The organism is Halomonas halodenitrificans DSM 735, from assembly GCF_000620045.1.
Lineage (GTDB): Bacteria > Pseudomonadota > Gammaproteobacteria > Pseudomonadales > Halomonadaceae > Halomonas > Halomonas halodenitrificans.
In genome coordinates this window covers 224,437-246,128 of sequence record NZ_JHVH01000003.1, presented here as the reverse complement: position 1 = coordinate 246,128, position 21,692 = coordinate 224,437, and the positions used below count along the sequence as shown (strand labels likewise).

General features: G+C 64.9%; 19 protein-coding genes. 4 read left to right on the top strand and 15 right to left on the bottom strand.

Annotation, left to right across the window (positions count from 1 at the left end):
- Nucleotides 1-2: 2 nt before the first annotated feature.
- Nucleotides 3-899 carry a cysteine synthase CysM gene (gene cysM / locus Q358_RS0104770; protein ID WP_027961007.1) on the bottom strand — a complete coding sequence of 299 codons (897 nt, stop codon included), beginning with the start codon at nucleotides 897-899 and terminating at the stop codon, nucleotides 3-5.
- A gap of 111 nt (nucleotides 900-1,010) precedes the next feature.
- Here cysM and Q358_RS0104765 point away from each other — a divergent pair, with 111 nt between their 5' ends.
- On the top strand, nucleotides 1,011-3,734 hold the full coding sequence (locus tag Q358_RS0104765; RefSeq protein ID WP_027961006.1) for an ATP-binding protein: 2,724 nt from the start codon (nucleotides 1,011-1,013) through the stop codon (nucleotides 3,732-3,734).
- Here Q358_RS0104765 and acpS read toward each other — a convergent pair.
- The 11 genes from acpS to rpoE all read right to left on the bottom strand — a co-directional run bounded on the left by acpS (nucleotide 3,674) and on the right by rpoE (nucleotide 14,191).
- Nucleotides 3,674-4,051 (bottom strand): holo-ACP synthase, encoded by a 378-nt coding sequence (acpS, locus tag Q358_RS0104760; RefSeq protein ID WP_027961005.1) that lies wholly within the window; start codon nucleotides 4,049-4,051, stop codon nucleotides 3,674-3,676. The genes Q358_RS0104765 and acpS overlap by 61 nt on opposite strands.
- A gap of 3 nt (nucleotides 4,052-4,054) precedes the next feature.
- Entirely contained in the window at nucleotides 4,055-4,852 is a 798-nt protein-coding gene (pdxJ, locus tag Q358_RS0104755) for a pyridoxine 5'-phosphate synthase (RefSeq protein ID WP_027961004.1), read from the bottom strand.
- A gap of 101 nt (nucleotides 4,853-4,953) precedes the next feature.
- Entirely contained in the window at nucleotides 4,954-5,640 is a 687-nt protein-coding gene (recO, locus tag Q358_RS0104750; protein WP_027961003.1) for a DNA repair protein RecO, read from the bottom strand.
- A gap of 125 nt (nucleotides 5,641-5,765) precedes the next feature.
- Complete coding sequence (gene era, locus Q358_RS0104745; RefSeq protein ID WP_027961002.1) at nucleotides 5,766-6,665, bottom strand: GTPase Era; 900 nt, start codon at nucleotides 6,663-6,665, stop codon at nucleotides 5,766-5,768.
- Complete coding sequence (rnc, locus tag Q358_RS0104740; RefSeq protein ID WP_027961001.1) at nucleotides 6,662-7,351, bottom strand: ribonuclease III; 690 nt, start codon at nucleotides 7,349-7,351, stop codon at nucleotides 6,662-6,664. The genes era and rnc overlap by 4 nt, the downstream gene beginning before the upstream one ends.
- Nucleotides 7,352-7,404: 53 nt before the next feature.
- Nucleotides 7,405-8,208, bottom strand: coding sequence for a signal peptidase I (lepB, locus tag Q358_RS0104735; RefSeq protein ID WP_027961000.1), 804 nt, complete (start codon nucleotides 8,206-8,208; stop codon nucleotides 7,405-7,407).
- Between the two features lie 28 nt (nucleotides 8,209-8,236).
- The gene (lepA, locus tag Q358_RS0104730) at nucleotides 8,237-10,054 is read right to left on the bottom strand and encodes a translation elongation factor 4 (RefSeq protein ID WP_027960999.1); all 1,818 of its coding nucleotides are present in this window, start codon (nucleotides 10,052-10,054) and stop codon (nucleotides 8,237-8,239) included.
- A 158-nt stretch (nucleotides 10,055-10,212) separates the two neighbouring features.
- Nucleotides 10,213-11,628: a DegQ family serine endoprotease gene (locus tag Q358_RS0104725; protein WP_027960998.1), complete on the bottom strand. Its 1,416-nt coding sequence runs from the start codon at nucleotides 11,626-11,628 to the stop codon at nucleotides 10,213-10,215.
- Nucleotides 11,629-11,696: 68 nt separating this feature from the next.
- On the bottom strand, nucleotides 11,697-12,665 hold the full coding sequence (locus Q358_RS0104720) for a MucB/RseB C-terminal domain-containing protein (RefSeq protein WP_027960997.1): 969 nt from the start codon (nucleotides 12,663-12,665) through the stop codon (nucleotides 11,697-11,699).
- A 13-nt stretch (nucleotides 12,666-12,678) separates the two neighbouring features.
- Nucleotides 12,679-13,395 (bottom strand): sigma-E factor negative regulatory protein, encoded by a 717-nt coding sequence (locus Q358_RS0104715; RefSeq protein ID WP_027960996.1) that lies wholly within the window; start codon nucleotides 13,393-13,395, stop codon nucleotides 12,679-12,681.
- A gap of 193 nt (nucleotides 13,396-13,588) precedes the next feature.
- Nucleotides 13,589-14,191: an RNA polymerase sigma factor RpoE gene (gene rpoE, locus Q358_RS0104710; RefSeq protein WP_027960995.1), complete on the bottom strand. Its 603-nt coding sequence runs from the start codon at nucleotides 14,189-14,191 to the stop codon at nucleotides 13,589-13,591.
- Between the two features lie 321 nt (nucleotides 14,192-14,512).
- Between rpoE and Q358_RS0104705 the strand changes: the two genes are divergently transcribed.
- Nucleotides 14,513-15,589 carry a 3-deoxy-7-phosphoheptulonate synthase gene (locus tag Q358_RS0104705; protein ID WP_027960994.1) on the top strand — a complete coding sequence of 359 codons (1,077 nt, stop codon included), beginning with the start codon at nucleotides 14,513-14,515 and terminating at the stop codon, nucleotides 15,587-15,589.
- Between the two features lie 89 nt (nucleotides 15,590-15,678).
- On the opposite strand, the gene xthA is transcribed toward Q358_RS0104705, so the two are convergent.
- Nucleotides 15,679-16,503 carry an exodeoxyribonuclease III gene (gene xthA, locus Q358_RS0104700; protein ID WP_027960993.1) on the bottom strand — a complete coding sequence of 275 codons (825 nt, stop codon included), beginning with the start codon at nucleotides 16,501-16,503 and terminating at the stop codon, nucleotides 15,679-15,681.
- Nucleotides 16,503-16,769 carry a hypothetical protein gene (locus Q358_RS0104695; protein WP_027960992.1) on the bottom strand — a complete coding sequence of 89 codons (267 nt, stop codon included), beginning with the start codon at nucleotides 16,767-16,769 and terminating at the stop codon, nucleotides 16,503-16,505. The genes xthA and Q358_RS0104695 overlap by 1 nt, the downstream gene beginning before the upstream one ends.
- Nucleotides 16,770-16,901: 132 nt before the next feature.
- Between Q358_RS0104695 and Q358_RS0104690 the strand changes: the two genes are divergently transcribed.
- Together Q358_RS0104690 and dinG are read left to right on the top strand one after the other, a co-directional pair.
- The gene (locus Q358_RS0104690; RefSeq protein ID WP_027960991.1) at nucleotides 16,902-18,176 is read left to right on the top strand and encodes a DEAD/DEAH box helicase; all 1,275 of its coding nucleotides are present in this window, start codon (nucleotides 16,902-16,904) and stop codon (nucleotides 18,174-18,176) included.
- 159 nt (nucleotides 18,177-18,335) lie between these two features.
- A complete protein-coding gene (dinG, locus tag Q358_RS0104685; RefSeq protein ID WP_027960990.1) occupies nucleotides 18,336-20,474 on the top strand; it encodes an ATP-dependent DNA helicase DinG in 2,139 nt (712 codons plus the stop codon).
- 173 nt (nucleotides 20,475-20,647) lie between these two features.
- On the opposite strand, the gene Q358_RS16565 is transcribed toward dinG, so the two are convergent.
- A complete protein-coding gene (locus Q358_RS16565) occupies nucleotides 20,648-21,679 on the bottom strand; it encodes a tetratricopeptide repeat protein (RefSeq protein ID WP_051530176.1) in 1,032 nt (343 codons plus the stop codon).
- Nucleotides 21,680-21,692: the final 13 nt, after the last annotated feature.

Below are 21,692 nucleotides of genomic sequence, written 5' to 3'. Positions count from 1 at the left end.
ACTCAAGCCTCCGGGGCAAACAGGCCGGTGGAAAGATAGCGATCGCCGCGGTCACAGACGATAAACACGATCACGGCATTTTCCACCTGTTCGGCGACACGCAGGGCACCCGCCAGGGCACCCCCGGAGCTGACCCCGGCCAGGATCCCCTCCTCCCGCGCCAGGCGACGCATATGCTCCTCGGCTTCATGCTGACCGATGTCCAGGACGCGGTCGACGCGGCTGGCATCGAAGATACTCGGCAGGTACGCCTCGGGCCAGCGACGAATCCCGGCGATGCTGGCACCATCCTCGGGCTGCAGCCCGATGATCTCGATGTCGGCATTGCGCTCCTTGAGTGCCTGGGAGGCCCCCATGATGGTGCCCGTGGTCCCCATGGAGCTGACGAAGTGCGTCACCGTACCGGCCGTCTGCTCCCAGGTTTCCCGACCGGTACCGAGATAATGGGAGAGCGGGTTGTCGGGGTTGGCAAACTGATCCAGACGCTTGCCGTCACCCCGGGCAAGCATGGCATCGGCCAGGTCGCGGGCCTTCTCCATGCCGCCCTCCTTGCTGACCGTGATCAGTCTGGCGCCATAGGCGGCCATGCACTGCTTGCGCTCTTCCGAGGCACTTTCGGGCATGATCAGCACCATGCGATAGCCCTTGATGGCGGCCGCCATGGCCAGGGCGATGCCGGTATTGCCCGACGTTGCCTCGATCAGGGTATCGCCCGGAGCGATGTCGCCACGCGCCTCGGCCTGCTCCAGCATGGCCATGGCTGGGCGGTCTTTCACCGAGCCCGCCGGGTTATTGCCCTCGAGCTTCGCCAGCAGCACATTGTTGCGGCCGGCACCGATACGCTTGAGGCGCACCAACGGTGTGTGGCCGACGGCATCTTCGATGGTCGGAAAATGCATGCAAGCATCCTTCTCTACGGGTATTTTCGACATTATATCCGTGGGACCCCGGGGTGGACAGGTATCTTCCGGGCGCCCCGGGCGTCGTCTCTCCGATAGCCGAGATTTTTCATGTCCCTGAAGCTGCGACTCGTGTCGATCGCCCTGGTTCTCCCCATGTTGTTGATGGTCGCCCTGGTGCTCATCGCCCTGCCCCTGCATCGCGATACTCATGAAGCGCGACTCGAGGCCGAACTGACGAGGGCGGCAACGCTGATCGAACCGATGCTGCTATCGGCGCTGCGGGCAAACGACGCGCCGGCCCTCGCGGCACACGCCAGGCGCCTGCTCGACCTGCCCGAGATCAAGGCCGCTGCCATTCTCGATGCCGACGACGCCTTGCGTGCCGAGGCGGGTCGCCTGGTGGAGGACGCCTCCCTCGAGCCCCGCCCCGGCAGGGTACGCCAGAAGGACGGCCAATGGCGCATGACCTACCCCTTGGCGAGGGCAGGCGGCGGGCGCCTGGTCATGGACGTCGATGCCAGCGGCATACTGCTCCAGCACTATCGCCAACTGGCTGGCGCCGGCCTGTTGCTGGCCCTCGTCGCCGGCATCCTGGGACTCGCCACCATGACGACCTATCGCCGCCTCAAGCGCCCTCTCGAGGAGGTCGACGCCACCCTGGCGCGTCTGGCACGCGGCGAGCCCGTGTCATCGCTGCCCCCCTCGCCTCCCGAGCTTCCCCCCCTGGCCAGCCATGCCAATGCCCTTGCCCTGCAATTGCAGCAGACCCGGGATGAGATGCAGCATCAGGTCGCCCAGGCGACGGCGGAGCTCGAGGAGTCCATGGAGACCGTCGAGATCCAGAACATGCAGCTGGACCTGGCTCACCGACACGCCGTGAAGGCCAACCGGGCCAAGTCGGAATTCCTGGCCAGCATGAGCCATGAAATTCGCACGCCACTCAACGGCATCGTCGGCTTCTGTCGGCTACTGGGGCGTTCGTCGCTGAATGCCCGGCAGCAGGAGTGGCTGACGCACGTCGATCGTGCCTGCGACAATCTGCTCCTGCTGGTCAATGATGTGCTGGACTATTCCAGGCTCGAGACCGGCAGGCTGGAGCTGGAGCGAATGCCGGTACAGATGGTGGAACTGGTCGATGAAGTATTGGCACTCCAGGCCCCCATGGCCCAGCAGAAAGCACTGGAGCTGGTCGGCATGGTCTATGACGACGTACCACCGGTCCTGCATGGTGACCCGATGCGCATCCGTCAGCTGCTGACCAACCTGGTCGACAATGCGGTGAAGTTTACCGAGCGTGGCGAGGTGCTGGTCAGGGTGACGGTAGAAGAGAGCGAACCAACGCATGTCACCCTGGGCGTCAGCGTGTCGGACACCGGCATCGGCCTCTCGAACGAGCATAAGCAGCACCTCTTCGACGCCTTCCACCAGGCCGCTCCGAGCCACTCGCGAGAGTTCGGTGGTAGCGGGCTGGGCCTTTCCATCTGCCGCCAGCTGGTGGAGCAGATGGGTGGCGAGATCGGCGTGGAAAGCGAACCGAACCGCGGCAGCACCTTCGCCTTTACCCTGCCGCTGGCCGGAGACATCGAGTCGGAGCGACCGCCGGAACTCCGGCTCGCCGGTGAGACGATACTGCTGGAAGAGCCGCACCCGGGGACCCGACGCGCCCTCCGGCACTTGCTGCGGCGCTGGGGTGCCAGGCCTCTGCCGGCCGACACCCCGGCGGCGCCCACGCCGAGCCTGGTCATGATCAGCCTGGGTGCCCCGCCCTATTCCCCCGAGCGACTGCGCCACTGGGAACAACGGCTCGCCGAGCTGCCCTGTCCGGCGCTGCTGCTGTGCACCGCCAGTCCACTGGACTTTCCCGACCTGGCGCTGCCGAGAGGCGGGGAAATGCTGGCCAAGCCGCTGGCACGCGGCACCCTCGCCGAGGCCGTCGAGCGCCTGCTGGAGACGGGAGGCAACGACGCCCTCGCGTCCCCTGCCGAGGGGCCAACGAGCGCCCTCGATGCCGGCCTGCGACTGCTCGCCGTCGACGACAACGCCACCAACCGTCGCCTCATGGGCGAGTTGCTGACCGGCCCCGGCATGGACATCACGCTGGTCAGCAGCGGCGAAGAGGCCCTGACCGTGGGACGCCGACGACACTTCGATCTGGTGTTGATGGATATCCGCATGCCGGACATGGATGGCATCGAGGCGACCCGCGAACTGCGCCACTTGAGTGATGCCTGGCGCCGTACGCCGATCATTGCGGTGACCGCCCATGCGCTGGAAGGCGAGCGGCGTCGCCTGATGGCAAGCGGCCTGGATGACGTGCTGACCAAGCCGCTGGATATCGACCACCTCTCGAAACTGCTGACGCATCACCTCGGCGACGCCCCCGCACACCTTTCATCGACCCCTCCGGCGCCGGCCCCGGGCGAGCCATCAAGGCTTCCCGTCGTGGACCTGGCGCTGGGCACACGCCTGGCGGGAGGCCGGGAACCCCTGGCCCAGCGGCTGCTCGAGCAACTGGTCGATTCTCTCGATGAAATGGAAGACACCATATGCCGTGCCCGGGCCGACGAGGATGACGAGGCGCTGCTGGATGCCATTCACGGACTCAACGGCGCCTGCCGGTACTGTGGCGCGCCGCGCCTGGGGTTGACCGCCGAGACCCTGGAGACACACTTGCGTACCCGGGGGCGCGAGGCCATGGCGCCATTGCTGGAGGAGCTGTTACACGCCATGGCCGAGCTGCGCCAGTGGCGTGAGGCGTCCGCCTCCGACCCTTACCCTTCCAGCACCACAAAGGCCACCGCAAACTCCTTCTCATCGGATAACGACAGATGAGTCCCGCGTACGCCGGCGGCCAGCGCCAGCTCATGCGCCTTGCCGGACAGCAGCAACGAGGGGCGCCCCAGGCCGTCGTTGACCACCTGGATCTCGGTCCAGCGCATGCCGTGTCGCAGCCCGGTACCCAGCGCCTTGACGAAGGCCTCCTTGGCCGCGAAGCGCTTGGCCAGGAAGGCCACCGGGTCGGCATGCAGCCGCATGCGTTCACGCTCCACCTCCCCCAGCAGGCGGCGCGTCAGGCGTTTGCCCCGGCGTGACAGGGCGGCGTCGAGACGCGCCACCCTGGCAATATCGGTGCCGATGCCCAGAATCATGCGTCAGTGCACATGGTCGGCGTGGTCATGGTCGTGATCGTGCTCCTCGAGGGCGGCGACGAAGCCCGCCTCCTGGCCGGCGATGGCCAGGCGCTTCATCTCGGCCACCGCCTCCTTGAGGCCCACGAACAGCGCGCGGGCCATGATGGCATGTCCGATATTCAGCTCGTGAATCCCCGGAATGGCCGCCACGGCCTCCACGTTGTGGTAGTGCAGCCCATGGCCGGCATTGACGGTCAGTCCCAGTTCCAGGGCCATTTCGGCCGCCGCCGAGAGGCGCGCATGCTCGCGGCTGGCCTCGTGTCCCGATGCCTCGGCATAGCCGCCGGTATGCAGCTCGATGACCGGTGCACCGACCTCGCCCGCGGCGGCAATCTGGGTGGGCTCCGGGTCGATGAACAGCGACACTTCGCAGCCCGCCGCGGCCAGGCGCCGACAGGCGTCACGGATCGCCTCGGCGCCACCGGCCACATCGAGGCCCCCCTCGGTGGTGAGCTCTTCACGCTTCTCCGGCACCAGGCAGACGTGGGCCGGGCGCACCTCCTCGGCCAGCGCGATCATCTCCTCGGTGACCGCCATCTCGAGGTTCATGCGTGTGGTCAGCACCTCGGCCAGCAGCCGCACATCGCGTTCCTGGATATGCCGACGGTCCTCACGCAGATGGATCGTAATGCCATCGGCGCCGGCCTCCTCGGCGACGAGCGCCGCCTGGACTGGATCCGGGTAGCGCGTACCGCGGGCCTGACGCAGCGTCGCGATATGGTCGATATTGACGCCGAGCAGAATACGAGGGGGATGCATAGGAATCTCCTTGTGTTAAGGCGTAAGCCGTAGGTACGGGACTATCCCCGGGCGTTCGTCGGGCTTTCTCCGGGACTGTCCCGAACTGCGGGTCTCCAAGCTTACCGCTTTGCGGCAAGCTGGCGCATCAGCTCCCGGGAGCGCAGGGGCCGACTGCCCAACAGGGGGGCCAGTGCCGCGCGGGCCACCGCCTTGGCCGGGCCCGCGAGCCCCGGCGCGCTCCAGTCGCCGGCGGCGAGCAGGCGCAGGGTGCGACCGTCGAGACCCGGCCGGCCGGGGCGAAACGCACAGCATGAGGCATCGTAGACATAGCGTGTCTGGGGGTCGAGCTCACCGCCTTCGGCCTCGACGAATCGTGGGGCGGCGCCCAGCGCTTCAAGCAGGGCAAATTCCAGGCGTCGCAGGGCGCCGGCGCGTGAACCCGGCCTCGGCAGCGCCTCGAGCAGCGACGTATAGAAGGCAAATACCTCGGCGGCCGGAAGCTCCACCGGTAGGGTGCGCGCCAGCAGTTCATTGGCATAGAGCCCGCATAACAGCCCCTCGCCCGCCAGCAGCGCCACCGCCCCACGGCTCTCCATCAGGCGCAGGCGCTTGAGTTCGCCCTCACCCACCCAGGTCACATGCAACGGCGCGAAGGGCTGTAGCCGGCCCCGCGAACGCGACCCGGGCCGCTGGACGCCCTGGGCGACCGCCCGTACGCGGCCGCCATGCAGTGTCAGCAACTCCACCAGGGCGCTGGTTTCGCGATAGGGGCGCTTATGCAGCAGGAAGGCGGGTTCTGGGCGCATCACTCTCTCGCTACGCAGTAGGTCCAGTCGGGACAGTCCCCGGCTGAGCCATCCGACTCGCCCGGGTGCACGCCTCCAGCGAGGTCACCTCCGCCGGGGACTGTCCCGGAGGGGGCGAAGGTAGCTTAATCGAGGTCGTAGCCCAGGCTCTTGAGTGCCCGTTCGTCGTCGGACCAGCCACGCTTGACCTTCACCCAGAGGTTCAGCATTACCTTGGCGTCCAGGGCGCGTTCCATGTCGAGCCGCGCCTCGCGGCCGATGTTCTTGATACGTTCGCCGTTCTCGCCGATCAGGATCTTCTTCTGACCCTGGCGTTCCACCAGGATCAGGGCACTGATATGCACTATCCTGCCTTCGTCACGGAACTCCTCGATCTCCACGGTCATCTGGTAGGGCAACTCATCGCCCAGCTGGCGCATCACCTTCTCGCGTACCAGCTCGGCGGCCAGGAAACGCTGGCTCTTGTCGGTGATCTGGTCCTCGGGGAAGAAGTGCACGCTTTCCGGCAGATGCTTGGCCACTTCGGCCTCCAACTCCGGCACATTGGAGCCGTGCTTGGCGGAGATCGGCACAATGGCGGCGAAGTCCCGGCGTGCGCCGACCGACTCGAGCCAGGGCAACAGCTCGGACTTGTCCTGCAGGCGATCAACCTTGTTGACGGCCAGGATCACCGGCGCGTCGACATGCTCGAGACGCTGTAGAACGACCTGATCCTCATCGCTCCAGCGAGTGCGATCGATGATAAATACCACGCAATCCACATCACGCAGCGCCTGAACGGCGGCCTGGTTCATGAAGCGGTTGATGGCCTTGTTGCGGTCCTTGGCGAGGATATGGATACCCGGGGTATCGACATAGATGAACTGGGCTTCCTCTTCCGTCTTGATGCCCATCACCTGGTGACGGGTCGTCTGGGGCCGCCGCGACGTGATCGAGACCTTCTGGCCGAGAATACGGTTCATCAGCGTCGACTTGCCGACATTAGGGCGGCCTACAATGGCCACGAAACCACAGGTCTGGGTCATGACCGAACTCCTCTTGGCTCGAGCTGTTTCAGTGCTATCTCGGCGGCCTGCTGCTCGGCATGGCGGCGGCTGGAGCCGATGCCGATGGTATGGTTCTGCAGCAGCTCCACATGACATTCTACGGTAAAGGTCTGCGCATGGGCCTCGCCCTCCACGCTGACCACCTCGTAACGAGGCAGCGGTTCCTGGCGCGACTGCAGAAACTCCTGGAGGCGCGTCTTGGGATCCTTCTGGGTATGCTGCAGGCTGGTGTCTTCCAGGCGCGCGGCATACCAGGAGAGTATCCGGGCCCGCACGACTTCCATGCCGGCATCGAGATAGATGGCACCGATCACCGCTTCGACGGCGTCGGCAAGGATCGAGTCTCGGCGGTGACCACCACTCTTCATCTCGCCGGAGCCGAGCCGGAGGTATTCGCCGAAGCCCATCTCACGCGCCAGCTCCGCCAGGGTCTGGCCCTTGACCAGGCGCGCACGCAAGCGGGAAAGCTGCCCTTCCCGGGCCTCGGGAAAGCGACGAAACAGCGCCTCGGCGATGACGAAGTTGACGATGGAATCACCCAGAAACTCGAGGCGCTCATTATTCTGGCCACCGTAGCTGCGGTGGGTCATGGCAAGCTCGAGCAACGAGTCGTCGCCGAAATCATGGCCGATACGTCGGCTGAAGGCGTTGAGGGTTTGGCTCACGAAAATCCTGTTATCTGATTCTGTCGTCTGATTCTGGAAATCAAGCAGGGCATCTACTGGATACGTCGCATGCTGGTGAAGCTGGGCAGGCCGCCGTCCCAGTGCATCCAGACGGCGAAGGCCTGGCCAACGATATTTTCCTCCGGCACGAAGCCCCAATAGCGGCTATCGTTGGAGTGGTCGCGGTTGTCACCCATGGTGAAATAGTGCCCCTCCGGCACGACCAGCTCGCGCATCTGAGGCCCGAGGTCTCGAGGATTATTGTAGAGGCGATGCTCTACCTCGCCCAGCTGCTCGGCATACATCAACTCATCCGGCGCCTTCGCCGGCCCTTCGGCCAGCAACGTCTTGGCGGCCGGCTCGCCATTGACGTAGAGCTGCTTGTCCTCGTAGCGGATGCGGTCACCGGGCAGGCCGACGACCCGCTTGATGAAGTTGACCGAGGGTTCATTGGGGAAACGAAACACCATGACGTCACCCCGCTCGGGCTCACCCAGATCAGCGATCTCGGTATGCACCACCGGCAGGCGCAGTCCGTAGGCAAACTTGTTGACCAGGATAAAGTCGCCGATCTCCAGGGTGGGTCGCATGGACCCCGATGGAATCTGAAACGGCTCCATCACGAAGCTTCTCAGCACCAGCACCACCAGCAGTACCGGAAAGAAGGAGCGGGCGTAGTCCACCGGCCAGGGCTCCTTCAGCACCTGTTCGCGAGCCTCGGAGGGCAAGCCTTCGCTGGTGCCAGCCTCGGCGGTTTGCAGGGACTGCTGGCGTGCCGGACGCCACCAGAGAAAGTTGAACAGGGTGATCACGCCGGTGACGGCGACGGCAATCACCAGCAGCAGTGAGAAGTCCATGGCGGTTCGTTGTCCCTAGCTAGTGGAATCAGTCGTTGACCCTGAGCACGGCGAGGAAGGCATCCTGGGGGATCTCTACCCGGCCCACCTGCTTCATGCGTTTCTTGCCTGCCTTCTGCTTCTCGAGCAGCTTCTTCTTGCGGGACACATCGCCGCCGTAGCACTTGGCGGTAACGTTCTTGCGCAGCGCCTTGACGGTGGAGCGTGCCACGACCTGACCACCGATGGCGGCCTGGATCGCCACGTCGAACATCTGACGCGGGATCAGCTCCTTCATCTTCTCGACCAGCAGGCGGCCGCGACTGTGGGCATGGTCGCGGTGGATGATCACCGCCAGGGCATCGACCTTGTCGCCGTTGATCAGCACGTCCAGGCGCACCAGCTTGGCGGCCTCGAAGCGCTCGAAGTTGTACTCCAGGGAGGCATAGCCCTTGGAGATCGACTTCAGGCGGTCGAAGAAATCCATGACCACCTCGGACATGGGCAGCTCGTAGGTGAGCTGAATCTGGCTGCCCAGAAACTGCATGTCCAGCTGGGTGCCACGGCGCTGCTCACACTCGGTGATGACGTTGCCGACAAACTCCTGGGGCACCAGGATACTGGCCCGCACGATCGGCTCGCGCATTTCCTCCACGTCAGCCATGTCGGGAAGCTTGGATGGGTTGGCGACATAGATCACTTCCTCATCCTTGAGCACCAGCTCGTAGACCACCGTAGGCGCGGTGGTCAGAAGGTCCAGGTCATACTCACGCTCGAGGCGCTCCTGGATGATCTCCATGTGCAAGGTGCCGAGGAAGCCGACCCGGAAGCCGAAGCCCAGGGCATCGGAGTTCTCCGGCTCGTATTCCAGGGAGGCATCGTTGAGCGCCAGCTTCTCCAGGGCGTCGCGGAAATCCTCGTAGTCGTCGGCGCTGACCGGGAACATGCCGGCATAGACCTGCGGCTTGACCTTCTGGAAACCGGGCAGGCGCGCCACATCCGGGGTCTTGGTATGGGTGATGGTATCCCCCACCGGCGCCCCCTGGATTTCCTTGATACCGGCCACGATAAAGCCCACTTCGCCGGCACGCAGGACGCCGGTCTGGTGACGCTGCGGGGTAAAGATACCCACCTCGTTGATCTGCCAGTCACGGCCGGTGGAGCTGATGCGGATCTTCTCCCCCTTCTTCAGGGTGCCGTCGAAGATCCTCACCAGCGATACCACGCCCAGGTAATTATCGAACCAGGAGTCGATGATCAACGCCTGCAACGGGCCTCCCGGATCTCCCTTGGGCGGCGGGATATCACGCACCAGGGTCTCCAGCAGGGCATCGATACCCAGCCCGCTCTTGGCCGAGACCTGGCAGGCATCGGTCGCATCCAGACCGATGATCTCCTCGATCTCATGGGAGACCTTGTCGGGATCGGCCTGGGGAAGATCCATCTTGTTGAGTACCGGCAGCACCTCGAGCCCCTGCTCGATGGCGGTGTAGCAGTTGGCCACCGACTGTGCCTCGACCCCCTGACCGGCATCCACCACCAGCAGGGCCCCTTCGCAGGCATACAGCGAACGCGACACCTCATAGGAGAAGTCGACGTGTCCGGGCGTATCGATAAAGTTGAGCTGATAGGTATTACCATCCGGCGCTAGATAATCGAGCGTTACCGACTGGGCCTTGATGGTGATCCCCCGCTCCCGCTCCAGGTCCATGGAGTCCAGCACCTGTTCCTTGAGTTCACGCTCGGTGAGGCCACCGCAGGTCTGGATCAACCGGTCGGCCAGGGTCGACTTGCCATGGTCGATATGGGCGATGATCGAGAAGTTACGGATATGCTTGAGCTTGTCGAAGGAGGTGTCTTGGGACATCGGTGGACTTCTACCTGAATAGGGTTCGGGCCAGGACCGAGCACAGCAGCGTGGGCCGGCGGCCAGGATGAACGCATTGTACCGGTATGCCGGTGTCAGATACAGCAGCCCGACGGGCAAGGCCGTCGGGCTGCTGGAGATGACGCGTCAGGCGAGGATCAATCGTCGGTCAGACGCAGGGCCACGAACAGCGAGCGCCCATCGCGATAGAGACGCACCGGCACGGCCCGGTCGGTGGGCAATTCGCTCGCCAGGGTGACAAGCTCGGAGGCGCTGGAGACGGCCTGGTGGTCGATGCTGACCAGGATATCCCCGGGCCGCAATCCCGCCTTGGCGGCGGCCCCGGAGGGATCGACGGCAACGATGCGCACACCGCCCTCGATTCCCTGGCGCTCGCGCTGCTCGGCATCCAGCTCGGTCACCGTGACTCCCAGGCGCGCCTGGTCGCTGTCGCGGCTCTCACCTGCTGGAGTATTGCCGCTATCGGGCCAGTCCCCCAGCGTCACCTCGAGGGAACGACGCTCGCCATCGCGCATCAGCTCGAGCTCGACATCACTGCCCGGAGCGGTACGCCCGATCAGCCGCGGCAATGTGCTGGAATCATGCACCGGGGCGCCATCCACTTCGAGAATGACATCACCGGCCTCGAGGCCACTCGCTGCCGCCGGCCCCTCGGGGTCCAGGTCGGCGACCAGGGCGCCACGCGGATCATCCATGCCGAAGGACTCCGCCAGATCCCGGGATACCGGCTGTATCATCACGCCCAGCCAACCACGACTGACTTCTCCGTCATTGCGCAGCTGGTCGGCCACATCCATGGCAACATTGATGGGAATGGCAAACGACAGCCCCATGAAGCCACCGCTACGGGTGAAGATCTGGGAATTGATGCCCACGACCTCGCCGTCGAGATTGAACAGAGGGCCGCCGGAGTTTCCCGGGTTGATGGCCACATCGGTCTGGATGAAGGGCACATAGGCATCCCGCGGCAGGGTACGATCGATAGCGCTCACGATACCCGCGGTCACGGAGTGATCGAAACCGAAGGGCGAGCCGATGGCCGCCACCCACTCGCCGACTTCCAGGTTATCGGAGTCCCCCAGGCGCAGCGTCGGCAGATCGTCGGTGTCGACCTTGAGCACCGCCACATCGGTGCGCTCATCGCTGCCCACCAGCTCGGCAGGCAACTCGCGTCGATCGTTCAGGCGTACCAGGATCTCATCGGCGCCATCGACCACGTGGGCGTTGGTCATGATGTAACCATCATCGCTGATGATAAAACCGGAGCCCAGCGACTGACGCTCCTGGGGTTTTCCAGGTGTCTGGCCCGGCGGCACCGGAAAACGGTCGCCGAAGAAATGGCGAAAGATCTCGGGGACCTCTTCACCGCCGAACCCCTGGAAGGGGTTACGACTCTCCACCACCCGCGTCGTCGAGATATTCACGACACCGGGGGCCGCCTCCCCCACCAGCTCGGTGAAGTCGGGTAGTTCGCGGGCCATGGCAGTCTGCCAGGCCAGCAGGGCCCCGGCCAGCAGCATCCACAGGGAAAGGTTTCGCAGCGTTCGCATCATGTTGGCTCCTGCATGGGTTGGAATGGACAATGCGAATAAGGGAATACCGACATCAAACCACCACCGGCTCAGGGGTCGCGGGCTTCCCAGCTCAGCCGATCGGCCACCTGCAATAACACCCTCGGCGGCATCTCGCCCATGACCACCACCTGACGCGGCGTACCATCCAGCTCACGGTGGCGCACCGCGGCATGGGAAACGCCGAGCCGGTGCAGGCCGGGCGCTAGCGGCGCAACCCCCTGAAGGGGCGAGACAAAGACGCTGAGAGTGGAAAGGCCATCACTGTAGAGACGATGCATCACATCGCTGCCGTGGCGATTGCTGCGGGTTTCTATCGGCTGAGGACGGAAGCCATCGGGCAGCCAGCCGGGGTGCCAAGAGGCTTCGGGGGCATCGCGAGGGGCATCGATGCCGATATCACCCCGATGCAACTGCGGCTTCTCGAGCACCGTCAACTGGAAGGTCTGCACGGCGCGGCCGGTTTCATCGAGCAGGCTCTGTTTCAGGGTCAGCCCGGTGTCGGCGTCCAGCCACAGTCGCTTGCCATAGCGAAAGCTGTCGAGTGGCGAAATATCCAGACGCCGGGCACGTCGATTGGCGATGCGTTCCTCGCCACCCAGGCTCAAGCGGTAGTGTGACGAGATATCGGCGGCAATGCCGACGGGCGTCGGTGGCGCTGCGCCGTCATCCGACCACCCCAGGCGGCCGATACGGCTCCGCCGCTCGAAGGCCATGGGAAGACCATCGAGGAAGCGCGCCTGACCTCGCTCAACACCACTGTTGACCTCGTGGCTCAGCACGAGAGTACGTACACCATCGAAGCCGATCCGCACCGCATGAGCATCATAGCGATAACAGTGTCCGGCCCATAGGCTGCGTTCATACCACTCGAGGGCCGTCTGCGGGGCCGGCTGTTCTTCGAGGAGGCGACAGTCGAAATGATCCGCATCCGGGGGAAGATCCATGGCCATGGCCGGGGTGACGACCGCCAGCAAGAATGCTGGAAGGCAAGCGGCATAGCAGCGAAAGACGTGCATTGCCTTCCCTCATTCAGCGCTGATCGAGACTGTCGCCACCGCTGGCACGCAGCAACGGCATCCAGGCATCACCACTACGGTAGGCGGCGCCTTCGGCGTGACGATCCAGGTAGGACTGCAGCAGCCGTGCCTGCTCTTCATCGGCCATCAGGGACTGTCGCTGAGTGGGCGCCATGAACATCGGCGTGCTCTGCATGTCGGTCCCAACTGTCATCAAGCCGCTGCCGCCATCCTGAGGCAGCTGAAAGAGCGGCAGGCGAGAGGAAGGTGATGCTGGGGACTGGGCATCGGCGCCAGCCAGGCTCGCCGGGGCGGGCCGCCCCTCACCTTCCTCGGCACCGGCAACCAGCTCGGGTGAGTTGGCTCCATCACCGGAAATACCCCCACCGTTATAGAACTGCACGCCTGTGATCACCAACAACGACACGGCGGCGGCGATACCCGCACTTCGCACCAGGGGAAGCGTTTGGCGAGGGGCCGCGGCCGGGACCTTGTCATCGTGAGCCGGGGCCGGCTCCTGTTGGAGTTGCGCCAGGACACCCGCCGAGAGGTCGACACTGACATCCGCCTCTGTCTCGCGTCGCAGCATGCTGCGCATCAAGTGATAGCGCCGCCACGCCTGGGCGGCATCAGGCTCGTCTTCCAGCGACTTCAGCACGCGGCGAAGTTCCAGCTCATCACCCTCGTTATCCATCAGGGCAGAAAGCGATTCCCGTGCGTTCTGACTCATTCTCAACACCTCAGCCTGGCAAGGCCACGACCTTGCAATCTGTTATCACCCGATATCGACATGGGCGGAAGCCGCTCCAGGAATGCCGACACCTTGAACCACTCTCGGCGGATCGGTCACTGCATATGACGCTCAGGAAATCGAACAGTTCAGCGAATCGACAAAAAAATGACAATTCGCCGACGTCGTCATCTTAATCGACTGCCTCATGGTTTCGTGACGTCGTGACCAGTGGTTGAATATGCTGGTCAACCGCCTCTCGAGCCCGAAAGATCCGTGAGCGCACCGTGCCCACCGGACACTCCATGATATGGGCGATATCCTCATAGGAGAGGCCATCCATCTCGCGCAGGGTAATCGCGGTGCGCAAGTCGTCGGGCAGGGCCTCGATCGCATCGAAGATAGCCTCCCTGAGCTGGTCCCGTGCCATGGCGGCCTCGGGCGTCTCGGTATCGGACAACCGCCCGCTCTGATCGAGGACCTCGGCATCGACGATATCCAGGTCATTGCCCGGCGGGCGCCGCCCCCTGGACACCAGATGATTCTTGGCCGTATTGATGGCGATTCGGTACATCCAGGTATAGAAGGCGCTTTCCGCACGAAACTTGCCCAGGGCCCGGTAAGCCTTGATAAAGGCCTCCTGGGCGACATCCTGCACCTCGGCATGGTCGTGCACATAGCGACCGATCAGGCCGATGATCTTGTGCTGATACTTTTTCACCAGCAGATCGAAGGCCCGGGTATCTCCCTTCTGGGCGCGCTCGACGAGCTGCTGGTCGGTTTCCCTGGCCTCCATCTAGCCTCTCCCCGCCATCGGGGGACGGGAAAGGCGACCGGGCCCGAGGGGCCTGGAAACTTCAACAATAGGACGTGCTTGCATAGCGTCTACCTGGAGCCTGGGAGAGTGAGATTCATAGACCATCTTGGATAGTCGCACAAGTGTTCCCTTTTCCCGTTCATCCATCAAGCCATGACGCGTCGCCAGACGCGAGCGCTAGGACACTACTGGTCCTTGCAAGTTCACAGGATTGATTCGTGCTACCCAGGCCGGTGTATAGTAGAGCCATAAATTTACGCCACCAGGCCATCCGCGCAGACACCACTCACAGGAAACCGCATGACAGATCAACAGGTCAGCAATCTCAACGTCCTTTCCCAGGATGTGCTTGTCACCCCGGAAGCCCTCAAGCAGCAGGTTCCGCTCACCGATGCCGCCGAGAAGACCGTCATCGAGGGTCGCCACACCATCCAGCGCATCCTCGATGGCGAGGACCCACGCCTGCTGGTCGTGGTTGGCCCCTGCTCCATCCACGATGTGGGCGCTGCCCTGGACTATGCACGTCGCCTGCGCCGCCTGGCCGATGAGGTAAAGGATAGCCTGTATATCGTCATGCGCGTCTACTTCGAGAAGCCCCGCACCACGGTGGGCTGGAAGGGACTGATCAACGACCCCCACCTGAACGGCTCCTTCGAGATCGAGGAAGGCCTGCATACCGGCCGCAAGCTGCTGACGGAACTTGCCGAGATGGGCCTGCCGCTGGCCACCGAGGCCCTCGATCCGATCTCTCCCCAGTATATCCAGGACTGCATCAGCTGGTCGGCCATCGGGGCACGTACCACCGAGTCCCAGACCCACCGCGAGATGTCGTCGGGTCTCTCCTGCCCGGTGGGCTTCAAGAACGGCACCGACGGCAGCCTGGATGTCGCGGTCAACGCCCTGCAGTCGGTGGCCCACCCGCACAATTTCCTGGGCATCGACTACAAGGGACGGGTGGCCATCATTCGCACCCGCGGCAACGTCTACGGCCATGTGGTGCTGCGTGGGGGTAACGGCAAGCCCAACTACGACAGCGTCAGCGTGGCGCTGGCCGAGCAGGAGCTGAAGGCGGCCGGCATCAAGCCCAACATCATGATCGACTGCTCCCACGCCAACTCCAACAAGGATGCGGGGCTGCAGCCGCTGGTACTCGAGAACGTGACCAACCAGCTGCTCGATGGCAACCGCTCGATCATCGGCCTGATGGTCGAATCCAACATCGGCTGGGGGAACCAGAAGCTGACCGAGGACCTCGACCAGCTCGAGTACGGCGTCTCCATCACCGATGCCTGCATCGACTGGAGCACCACCGAACAGGCGTTCAAGGAGATGAACGAGAAGCTGGCGCCGGTACTGGCCGAGCGGGTCAACGCCTGACCGACCCCGTCGTCACCCTGGTTCGACACACCATCGCCCCACGCCCCGCCGAGCGGTCGTGGGGCATGCTTGCGTCGCCGACACCGGGCCTATAACGCCAGCTCGGTCCATACCGGTGCATGGTCTGAGGGCCGCTGCATGCCACGCAGCTCATAATCGATGCCGGCATCCTCGACCCTTTCGGCCAGCGGCGCGGTCACCAGAATATGGTCGATGCGCAGGCCGCGCTTGGGCTCCCGGTCGAAGCCTCTGGAGCGGTAGTCGAACCAGCTGAAGCGGTCGTCGACCTGCGGATAGCGCACCCGATAGCTGTCCGTCAGTCCCCAGGCCTTGATGCCCGTGAGCCACTCGCGCTCCACGGGCTGGAAGCTGGTCTTGCCTTCGCGTAGCCAGCGCTTGCGGTTGGCCTCCCCGATGCCGATATCGATGTCTTCGGGGGAAATGTTGAAGTCACCCATTACCACCAGGCGCTCATCGGGACGATGCTGCTCGAGCAGCGCGGCCAGCTGGGCATAGAAGCGGCGCTTGTGGGGAAACTTCAGCGGATGCTCGACGTTCTCGCCCTGGGGAAAATAGCCGTTCCATACGGTCAGCGATTCACCGCCGGCAGGGCGCAGGGTCACGCCGATCATGCGCCGCTGGGCGTCTTCGGCATCATCGGGGAAGCCGTAGTGCACGGCCTCGGGCTCGCCGCACTGGGCGATATCCAGCATCAGCGCGACGCCATAGTGCCCCTTCTGGCCATGGTAGACGACCCGGTAGCCAAGTGCCTCCACCGCCTCACGGGGAAACTCCGCGTCCTGCACCTTGGTTTCCTGCAGGCCGATCAGCGCCGGACGATGGGCATCGATCAATGCCTCCAGCTGAGGAAGCCGCGCGCGAATGCCGTTGATATTGAACGAAACCAGGCGCATCAGTCCCGCGTGCCTCCCTGCTCCGGCCCCTCACCGCCCTCGCCTTCCTGGCGCTCGGGGTGAATGGCAATATCCTGGCCGGCCTCCTGTCGGGCCTGCTTGCGGGCGGCCTGAAGCTTGCGCTGCTGACGCTTCTTCTGAGTATAGCGGGTCGACGAGACCACTTGGTCGGGGTTCTCGTGGCGCCACTTCTTGTAGTCCTTGCGCCGACCGGTACGAATCTGCACCTTGTCGGCCAGTGAACGGGTCTTCTTACGACGGGTCATGGGGTCACTCCTCTACTGTGACGCGCATTCTACCAGCCCGGCGCGGTGAGACGCGCCCTTCGTTGCATAGACTGGTACAATACCCGTTTGCATCACACGACTACCCTATCGACACGGAAAGACAGCAAGCCTATGAGCGAGTCGGAACAGACCACGGCCCCAACCGAGAACCGCAAGCCCAAGCGTCGCCGTCGCAAGCCGCGCCGTCGCCAGTCGAGCTGGGATCTTCGCCAGTTCCAGGTCCCTCCGGTGGCCGGCAAGTGGCGCTTTCATGACTTCGATCTCCCCTTGCCGCTGATGCGCGCCATCCATGCGCTGGGCTTCGAGTACTGCACACCGATCCAGGCCGAGGCACTCAGCCAGACGCTGCTGGGTGGCGACATCGTCGGCAAGGCCCAGACCGGCACCGGCAAGACCGCCGCCTTCCTGATCTCGATTCTGGCCTACTTCCTCGAGGAAGAGCGCCCCAACGGCCAGAAGAATGGCGCGCCGCGCGCCCTGATCGTGGCGCCTACCCGTGAGCTGGCCCTGCAGATCGAGAAGGATGCCAAGGCGCTGGCCCGCTTCACCGACCTCAAGATGGCAAGCGTCGTCGGTGGCATGGACTACCAGAAACAGCGCGATGCCCTGGAAGGGAATCTCGATGTCCTGGTGGCCACACCGGGACGGCTGATCGATTTTCATCAGAAGCGCGACGTCGACCTGACGGAAGTCGAGGTGCTGGTGCTCGACGAAGCCGATCGCATGCTGTCCATGGGCTTTATTCCCGACGTCAAGCGCATCATTCGCCATACGCCCAGGAAGGAAGAGCGCCAGACCTTCCTGTTCTCGGCCACCTTCACCGATGACATCCTCCAGCTGGCCAGCCAGTGGACCCTCGACCCGGCCCATGTCGAAATCGCCGTTACCGTCGATAACGCCGCCAATATCGACCAGCGGGTCTATATGGTCGGCGATGCGGAAAAGCAGCAACTGCTGGTCAAGCTGCTCCAGCAGGAAAGCTTCGACCGGGTGATGGTATTCGGCAACCGCCGCGACCTGGTGCGCAAGCTCGACGACCTGCTACGCAAGGCCGGCATCAACGTGGCCATGCTCTCCGGTGACGTGCCGCAGAACCAGCGTATCGAGACCCTCGAGAAATTCCGCGCGGGTGAGATCCAGGTCCTGGTGGCCACCGATGTCGCCGGCCGTGGCATCCATATCGAAGACGTCAGCCACGTGATCAACTACACCCTGCCGGAAGACCCGGAGGACTATGTCCACCGCATCGGCCGTACCGGCCGCGCCGGCGCCAAGGGGGTTTCCATCAGCTTCGTGGGCGAAGAAGATGCCTTCTCGTTGCCCGAGATCGAGCGCTATATCGACGACAAGCTGCCCTGCGAGCATCCGCCCGAAGGGCTGCTGTAAACACTGTAAGCTATAAGCTGTAGGCCTTGAGCAACGGCATCATGGATTTACAGCGTAAAGCGACGCTCGGCTCAGGTACCTGACGCGCCCGGGAAGGGGCGCAGTCGGGATAGATTTTTTCTTACGGCTTAAAGCGTAAGGCTTACGGCGTGGACCGATATGCTTGACGAGGCCTTGAAAGGCGAGATCCAGACCGCCTATCGCCATGCGCTGGAGGGGCTGGGGCTCACCCCTCGCTACGGCCAGCGACTGATGATCGCCGAGATCGCGCGCACCCTGGCGGGGATCGAGGCCGACGAGGACGGCAAGCGCATCGGCGATGAGCATGTCTGCGTCCTCGAGGCCGGCACCGGCACCGGCAAGACCCTGGCCTATCTGCTGGCCGCCCTGCCGGTGGCCAAGGCCCGCGGCAAGCGGCTGGTCGTTTCCACCGCCACCGTGGCCCTCCAGGAACAGGTGCTGCACCAGGACCTGCCGGCACTCAAGGCCCACAGCGGCATCGACTTCCGCTATGCCCTGGCCAAGGGGCGCGGCCGCTATGTATGCGTGGCGCGCCTCGACCAGGCCCTCGACGGCGGCGAAGAGAACCCCACCCTGTCGATGTTCGAGCAGGCCCTGGACAGCGGGGGCGACGACTTCCAGGCACTGGTCAAGGCCATGGGCGATGCCTACGGCAACGGCCGCTGGGAGGGCGACCGCGACAGCTGGCCCGAGGCCATCAAGGATGAACACTGGCGGCGCCTTACCGTGGACCATCGCCAGTGCACCAATCGCCGCTGCGGTCACTTCGGCGCCTGCGCCTTCTTCCGCGCCCGTCGCGACATGGAGCAGGCCGATATCATCGTCGCCAACCACGACCTGGTGCTGGCGGACCTCTCCCTGGGCGGCGGCGTGGTGCTGCCCGACCCGGGCGACTGCATCCATGTCTTCGACGAAGGCCATCACCTCCCCGACAAGGCGCTCAACCACTTCGCCTCCCGCTTCGGCGTGAATGCCGGCCTGCGCTGGCTGCGTAACCTCAAGAAGTCGCTCACCGAGTTCAATGCCGCCCTGGGCGGACAGCCCACCCTCGCTCGCCTGCTGGCTACCCTGCCCCAGGCCATCGATGCCGTGGAACCCCGGCTGGGCGAGGCGTTCGCCCTGAGCCACCAGCTGGCGGGTCGCCCCCAGGGGCTGGGCGACGGCGAGGAATTTCACCAGCATCGCTTCGAGATGGGCCAGGCCCCCGACGCCTTGCGTGAGCACGCCGAATCGCTGGTCACGCTCTTCGCCGAATTCTCGCGCACCCTGGAAAGCATGGCGGACATCCTCCGTGAGAGCCTGGACCCGGAGAAGCACACGGGACTGCCGCGCGAGGCCGCCGAGGCGTGGCTGCCGCTGGTGGCGCTACTCCATGGGCGCGCCCTGGAGGCACATGCCCTGTGGCAGGCCTATTCCGACGTCGACCCCGAAGGCGAGCCACCGCGGGCCCGCTGGCTGACCCTGGAACGCTTCGGCGGCGAACCCGAGCTCACCTTTTCGGCGAGCCCCGTGTCCGCCGCGCATACCCTGGCCAAGAGCCTCTGGGGCGCCACCTTCGGCGCCGTCGTCACCTCGGCAACGCTCACCGCCCTCGGGCGTTTCGAGCGCCTGCAGGAGCGCGCCGGCCTGGCCAACCGCTATCGCTACCAGCGCCTGCCCAGTCCCTTCGACTACTCCCGGGCGGTGCTCAGCGTGCCCCGCGAGGCCGTCGACCCCGCCGACCGCGAGGGACATGAGCGGGCCATCGTCGCGTTCGTCGAGGGGCTCGACAAGCAGGAAGCGGTCTTGATGCTGTTCTCGTCCCGGGCCCAGCTACGCGCCGTGGAGAAGGCCTTGCCCAAGGATCTCGGCAAGCGGGTACTGGCCCAGGACCGGGTCCCCAAGCGCGAGCTGATATCCCGCCACCGGGCACGCGTGGATGCCGGGGACGGCAGCATCATCTTCGGACTGGCCAGCTTCGCCGAAGGCATCGACCTGCCGGGGGATTACCTGACCCATGTGGTCATCACCCGGCTGCCCTTCGCGGTGCCCGACGACCCGGTGGGCGCCACCCTGGCGGAATGGATCGAGAGTCGCGGGGGCAATCCCTTCATGCGCATCAGCGTGCCCGACGCCTCGATCAAGCTGGTCCAGGCCTGTGGCCGCCTGATCCGCAAGGAGTCCGACCACGGCCGCATCACCCTGCTCGACCGCCGCGTCCTGACGCGTCGCTACGGCCGGGCGCTGCTCGACTCGCTGCCGCCGTTTGTGCGTGAGATAGATGGGGCTCGGCTCTAGGTGCGTACAGCGTAAAGCTTACGGCTTAGGGCTCCCCGAAGGGGTTGTCTCACCCTCGGGGACAGACCCCGGCAGAGGGAACCGCATGAGCAACGTGCACCAAGGCGAGCCGGGACGGCTTGCTCGGGGTCTGCCCCCTGCGGGCTAATGCTTTACGCACAGACTGGTAAGATTTACAGCGTATCGCTCCCCGAAGGGGCGGCCTCGTCGTGCCCCCAGGCATACGCCAGCTGCTCGAGCCGGCGCCAGTCGTCCTGCGCTTGGCTTTGCTCCGCCACGGCTCGCCAGGCGGCCAGCGCACGCTCGCGATCCCGCGCTCGCTCCCAGGCCTGGGCCAGCCGCCGACGATTCTTCGCATTATCGTCGAGCTCGCCGGCGGCCAGGGCGGCTTCGAGATGCTCGGCGGCGCGCGCCGGGGTACCCCCGGCCAGGTGCAACTCGATCAGACGGTTGAGACTCCGGGTCCCGGTCAGGATATCGGCCCGCCAGCCGGCCTCCCAGATGGCGGCGGCGCGGCCGGCATCGCCCAGCCGCTGGGCCAGGGCCGCCGCCTCCCGCCAACGCTTAGGGTCGCGGTTGTCGTCCAGCCCCGCGTCGACCAAGGCAAACGCCGCCGCCTCCCGTCCGGCACGCCGCAGCACGGCACTGGCCAGGGCACGCCTGGCATCGTCGAGTTGTGGCGTCGACGCCCGGGCCTGCTGCACCCGATCGGCGGCTTCCTCCCAGCGCTTTAGATGTGCCAGGGAACGCGCCAGGCGCCACTGATCCTCGGGGTCGCCCGGGTGACGCGTCAACCAGTCGCCGAGCAGCTCGACACCCCGCTCATGCTCGCCCTGGGCGAGGCGCAGCCGCGCCTCGTCATGCTGCCAGCGGTCCCGATACTGCGCCTCGATACCCGTGATACGGCGAGCCTGGGCGAGATAGTCTGCCGCCGCCGCCGGCTTTTCCTGCTGCGACGCCGCTCCGGCGGCCAGCTGCAGATAGAGCGCCCGGGCCCAACGGTCGGCGGCATTTCCCCCGGCCAGGCGTTCGGCCTGGGCCCGGGCACGGCGCTCCACCGCCTGGCCGTCATCGGCGGCCAGGCGCTGCTGAAGCGATTCCAGGTCCGCAATAAAGGCAGCCGGCAGACCGGGGGCCGACCAGGCGGGGGACATCATGACCAGCCAACCGACGGTGACCAGTGCGAGCAGGCGTAAGAGGGGCATGACAACTCCCGTG

Bases quoted from the DNA above. Each gene is read 5' to 3' on its own strand.
- cysM (WP_027961007.1), bottom strand. From the start codon at position 899: ATGCATTTTCCGACCATCGAAGATGCCGTCGGCCACACACCGTTGGTG.
- Q358_RS0104765 (WP_027961006.1), top strand. From the start codon at position 1,011: ATGTCCCTGAAGCTGCGACTCGTGTCGATCGCCCTGGTTCTCCCCATG.
- acpS (WP_027961005.1), bottom strand. From the start codon at position 4,051: ATGATTCTGGGCATCGGCACCGATATTGCCAGGGTGGCGCGTCTCGAC.
- pdxJ (WP_027961004.1), bottom strand. From the start codon at position 4,852: ATGCATCCCCCTCGTATTCTGCTCGGCGTCAATATCGACCATATCGCG.
- recO (WP_027961003.1), bottom strand. From the start codon at position 5,640: ATGCGCCCAGAACCCGCCTTCCTGCTGCATAAGCGCCCCTATCGCGAA.
- era (WP_027961002.1), bottom strand. From the start codon at position 6,665: ATGACCCAGACCTGTGGTTTCGTGGCCATTGTAGGCCGCCCTAATGTC.
- lepB (WP_027961000.1), bottom strand. From the start codon at position 8,208: ATGGACTTCTCACTGCTGCTGGTGATTGCCGTCGCCGTCACCGGCGTG.
- lepA (WP_027960999.1), bottom strand. From the start codon at position 10,054: ATGTCCCAAGACACCTCCTTCGACAAGCTCAAGCATATCCGTAACTTC.
- Q358_RS0104725 (WP_027960998.1), bottom strand. From the start codon at position 11,628: ATGATGCGAACGCTGCGAAACCTTTCCCTGTGGATGCTGCTGGCCGGG.
- Q358_RS0104720 (WP_027960997.1), bottom strand. From the start codon at position 12,665: ATGCACGTCTTTCGCTGCTATGCCGCTTGCCTTCCAGCATTCTTGCTG.
- Q358_RS0104715 (WP_027960996.1), bottom strand. From the start codon at position 13,395: ATGAGTCAGAACGCACGGGAATCGCTTTCTGCCCTGATGGATAACGAG.
- rpoE (WP_027960995.1), bottom strand. From the start codon at position 14,191: ATGGAGGCCAGGGAAACCGACCAGCAGCTCGTCGAGCGCGCCCAGAAG.
- Q358_RS0104705 (WP_027960994.1), top strand. From the start codon at position 14,513: ATGACAGATCAACAGGTCAGCAATCTCAACGTCCTTTCCCAGGATGTG.
- xthA (WP_027960993.1), bottom strand. From the start codon at position 16,503: ATGCGCCTGGTTTCGTTCAATATCAACGGCATTCGCGCGCGGCTTCCT.
- Q358_RS0104695 (WP_027960992.1), bottom strand. From the start codon at position 16,769: ATGACCCGTCGTAAGAAGACCCGTTCACTGGCCGACAAGGTGCAGATT.
- Q358_RS0104690 (WP_027960991.1), top strand. From the start codon at position 16,902: ATGAGCGAGTCGGAACAGACCACGGCCCCAACCGAGAACCGCAAGCCC.
- dinG (WP_027960990.1), top strand. From the start codon at position 18,336: ATGCTTGACGAGGCCTTGAAAGGCGAGATCCAGACCGCCTATCGCCAT.
- Q358_RS16565 (WP_051530176.1), bottom strand. From the start codon at position 21,679: ATGCCCCTCTTACGCCTGCTCGCACTGGTCACCGTCGGTTGGCTGGTC.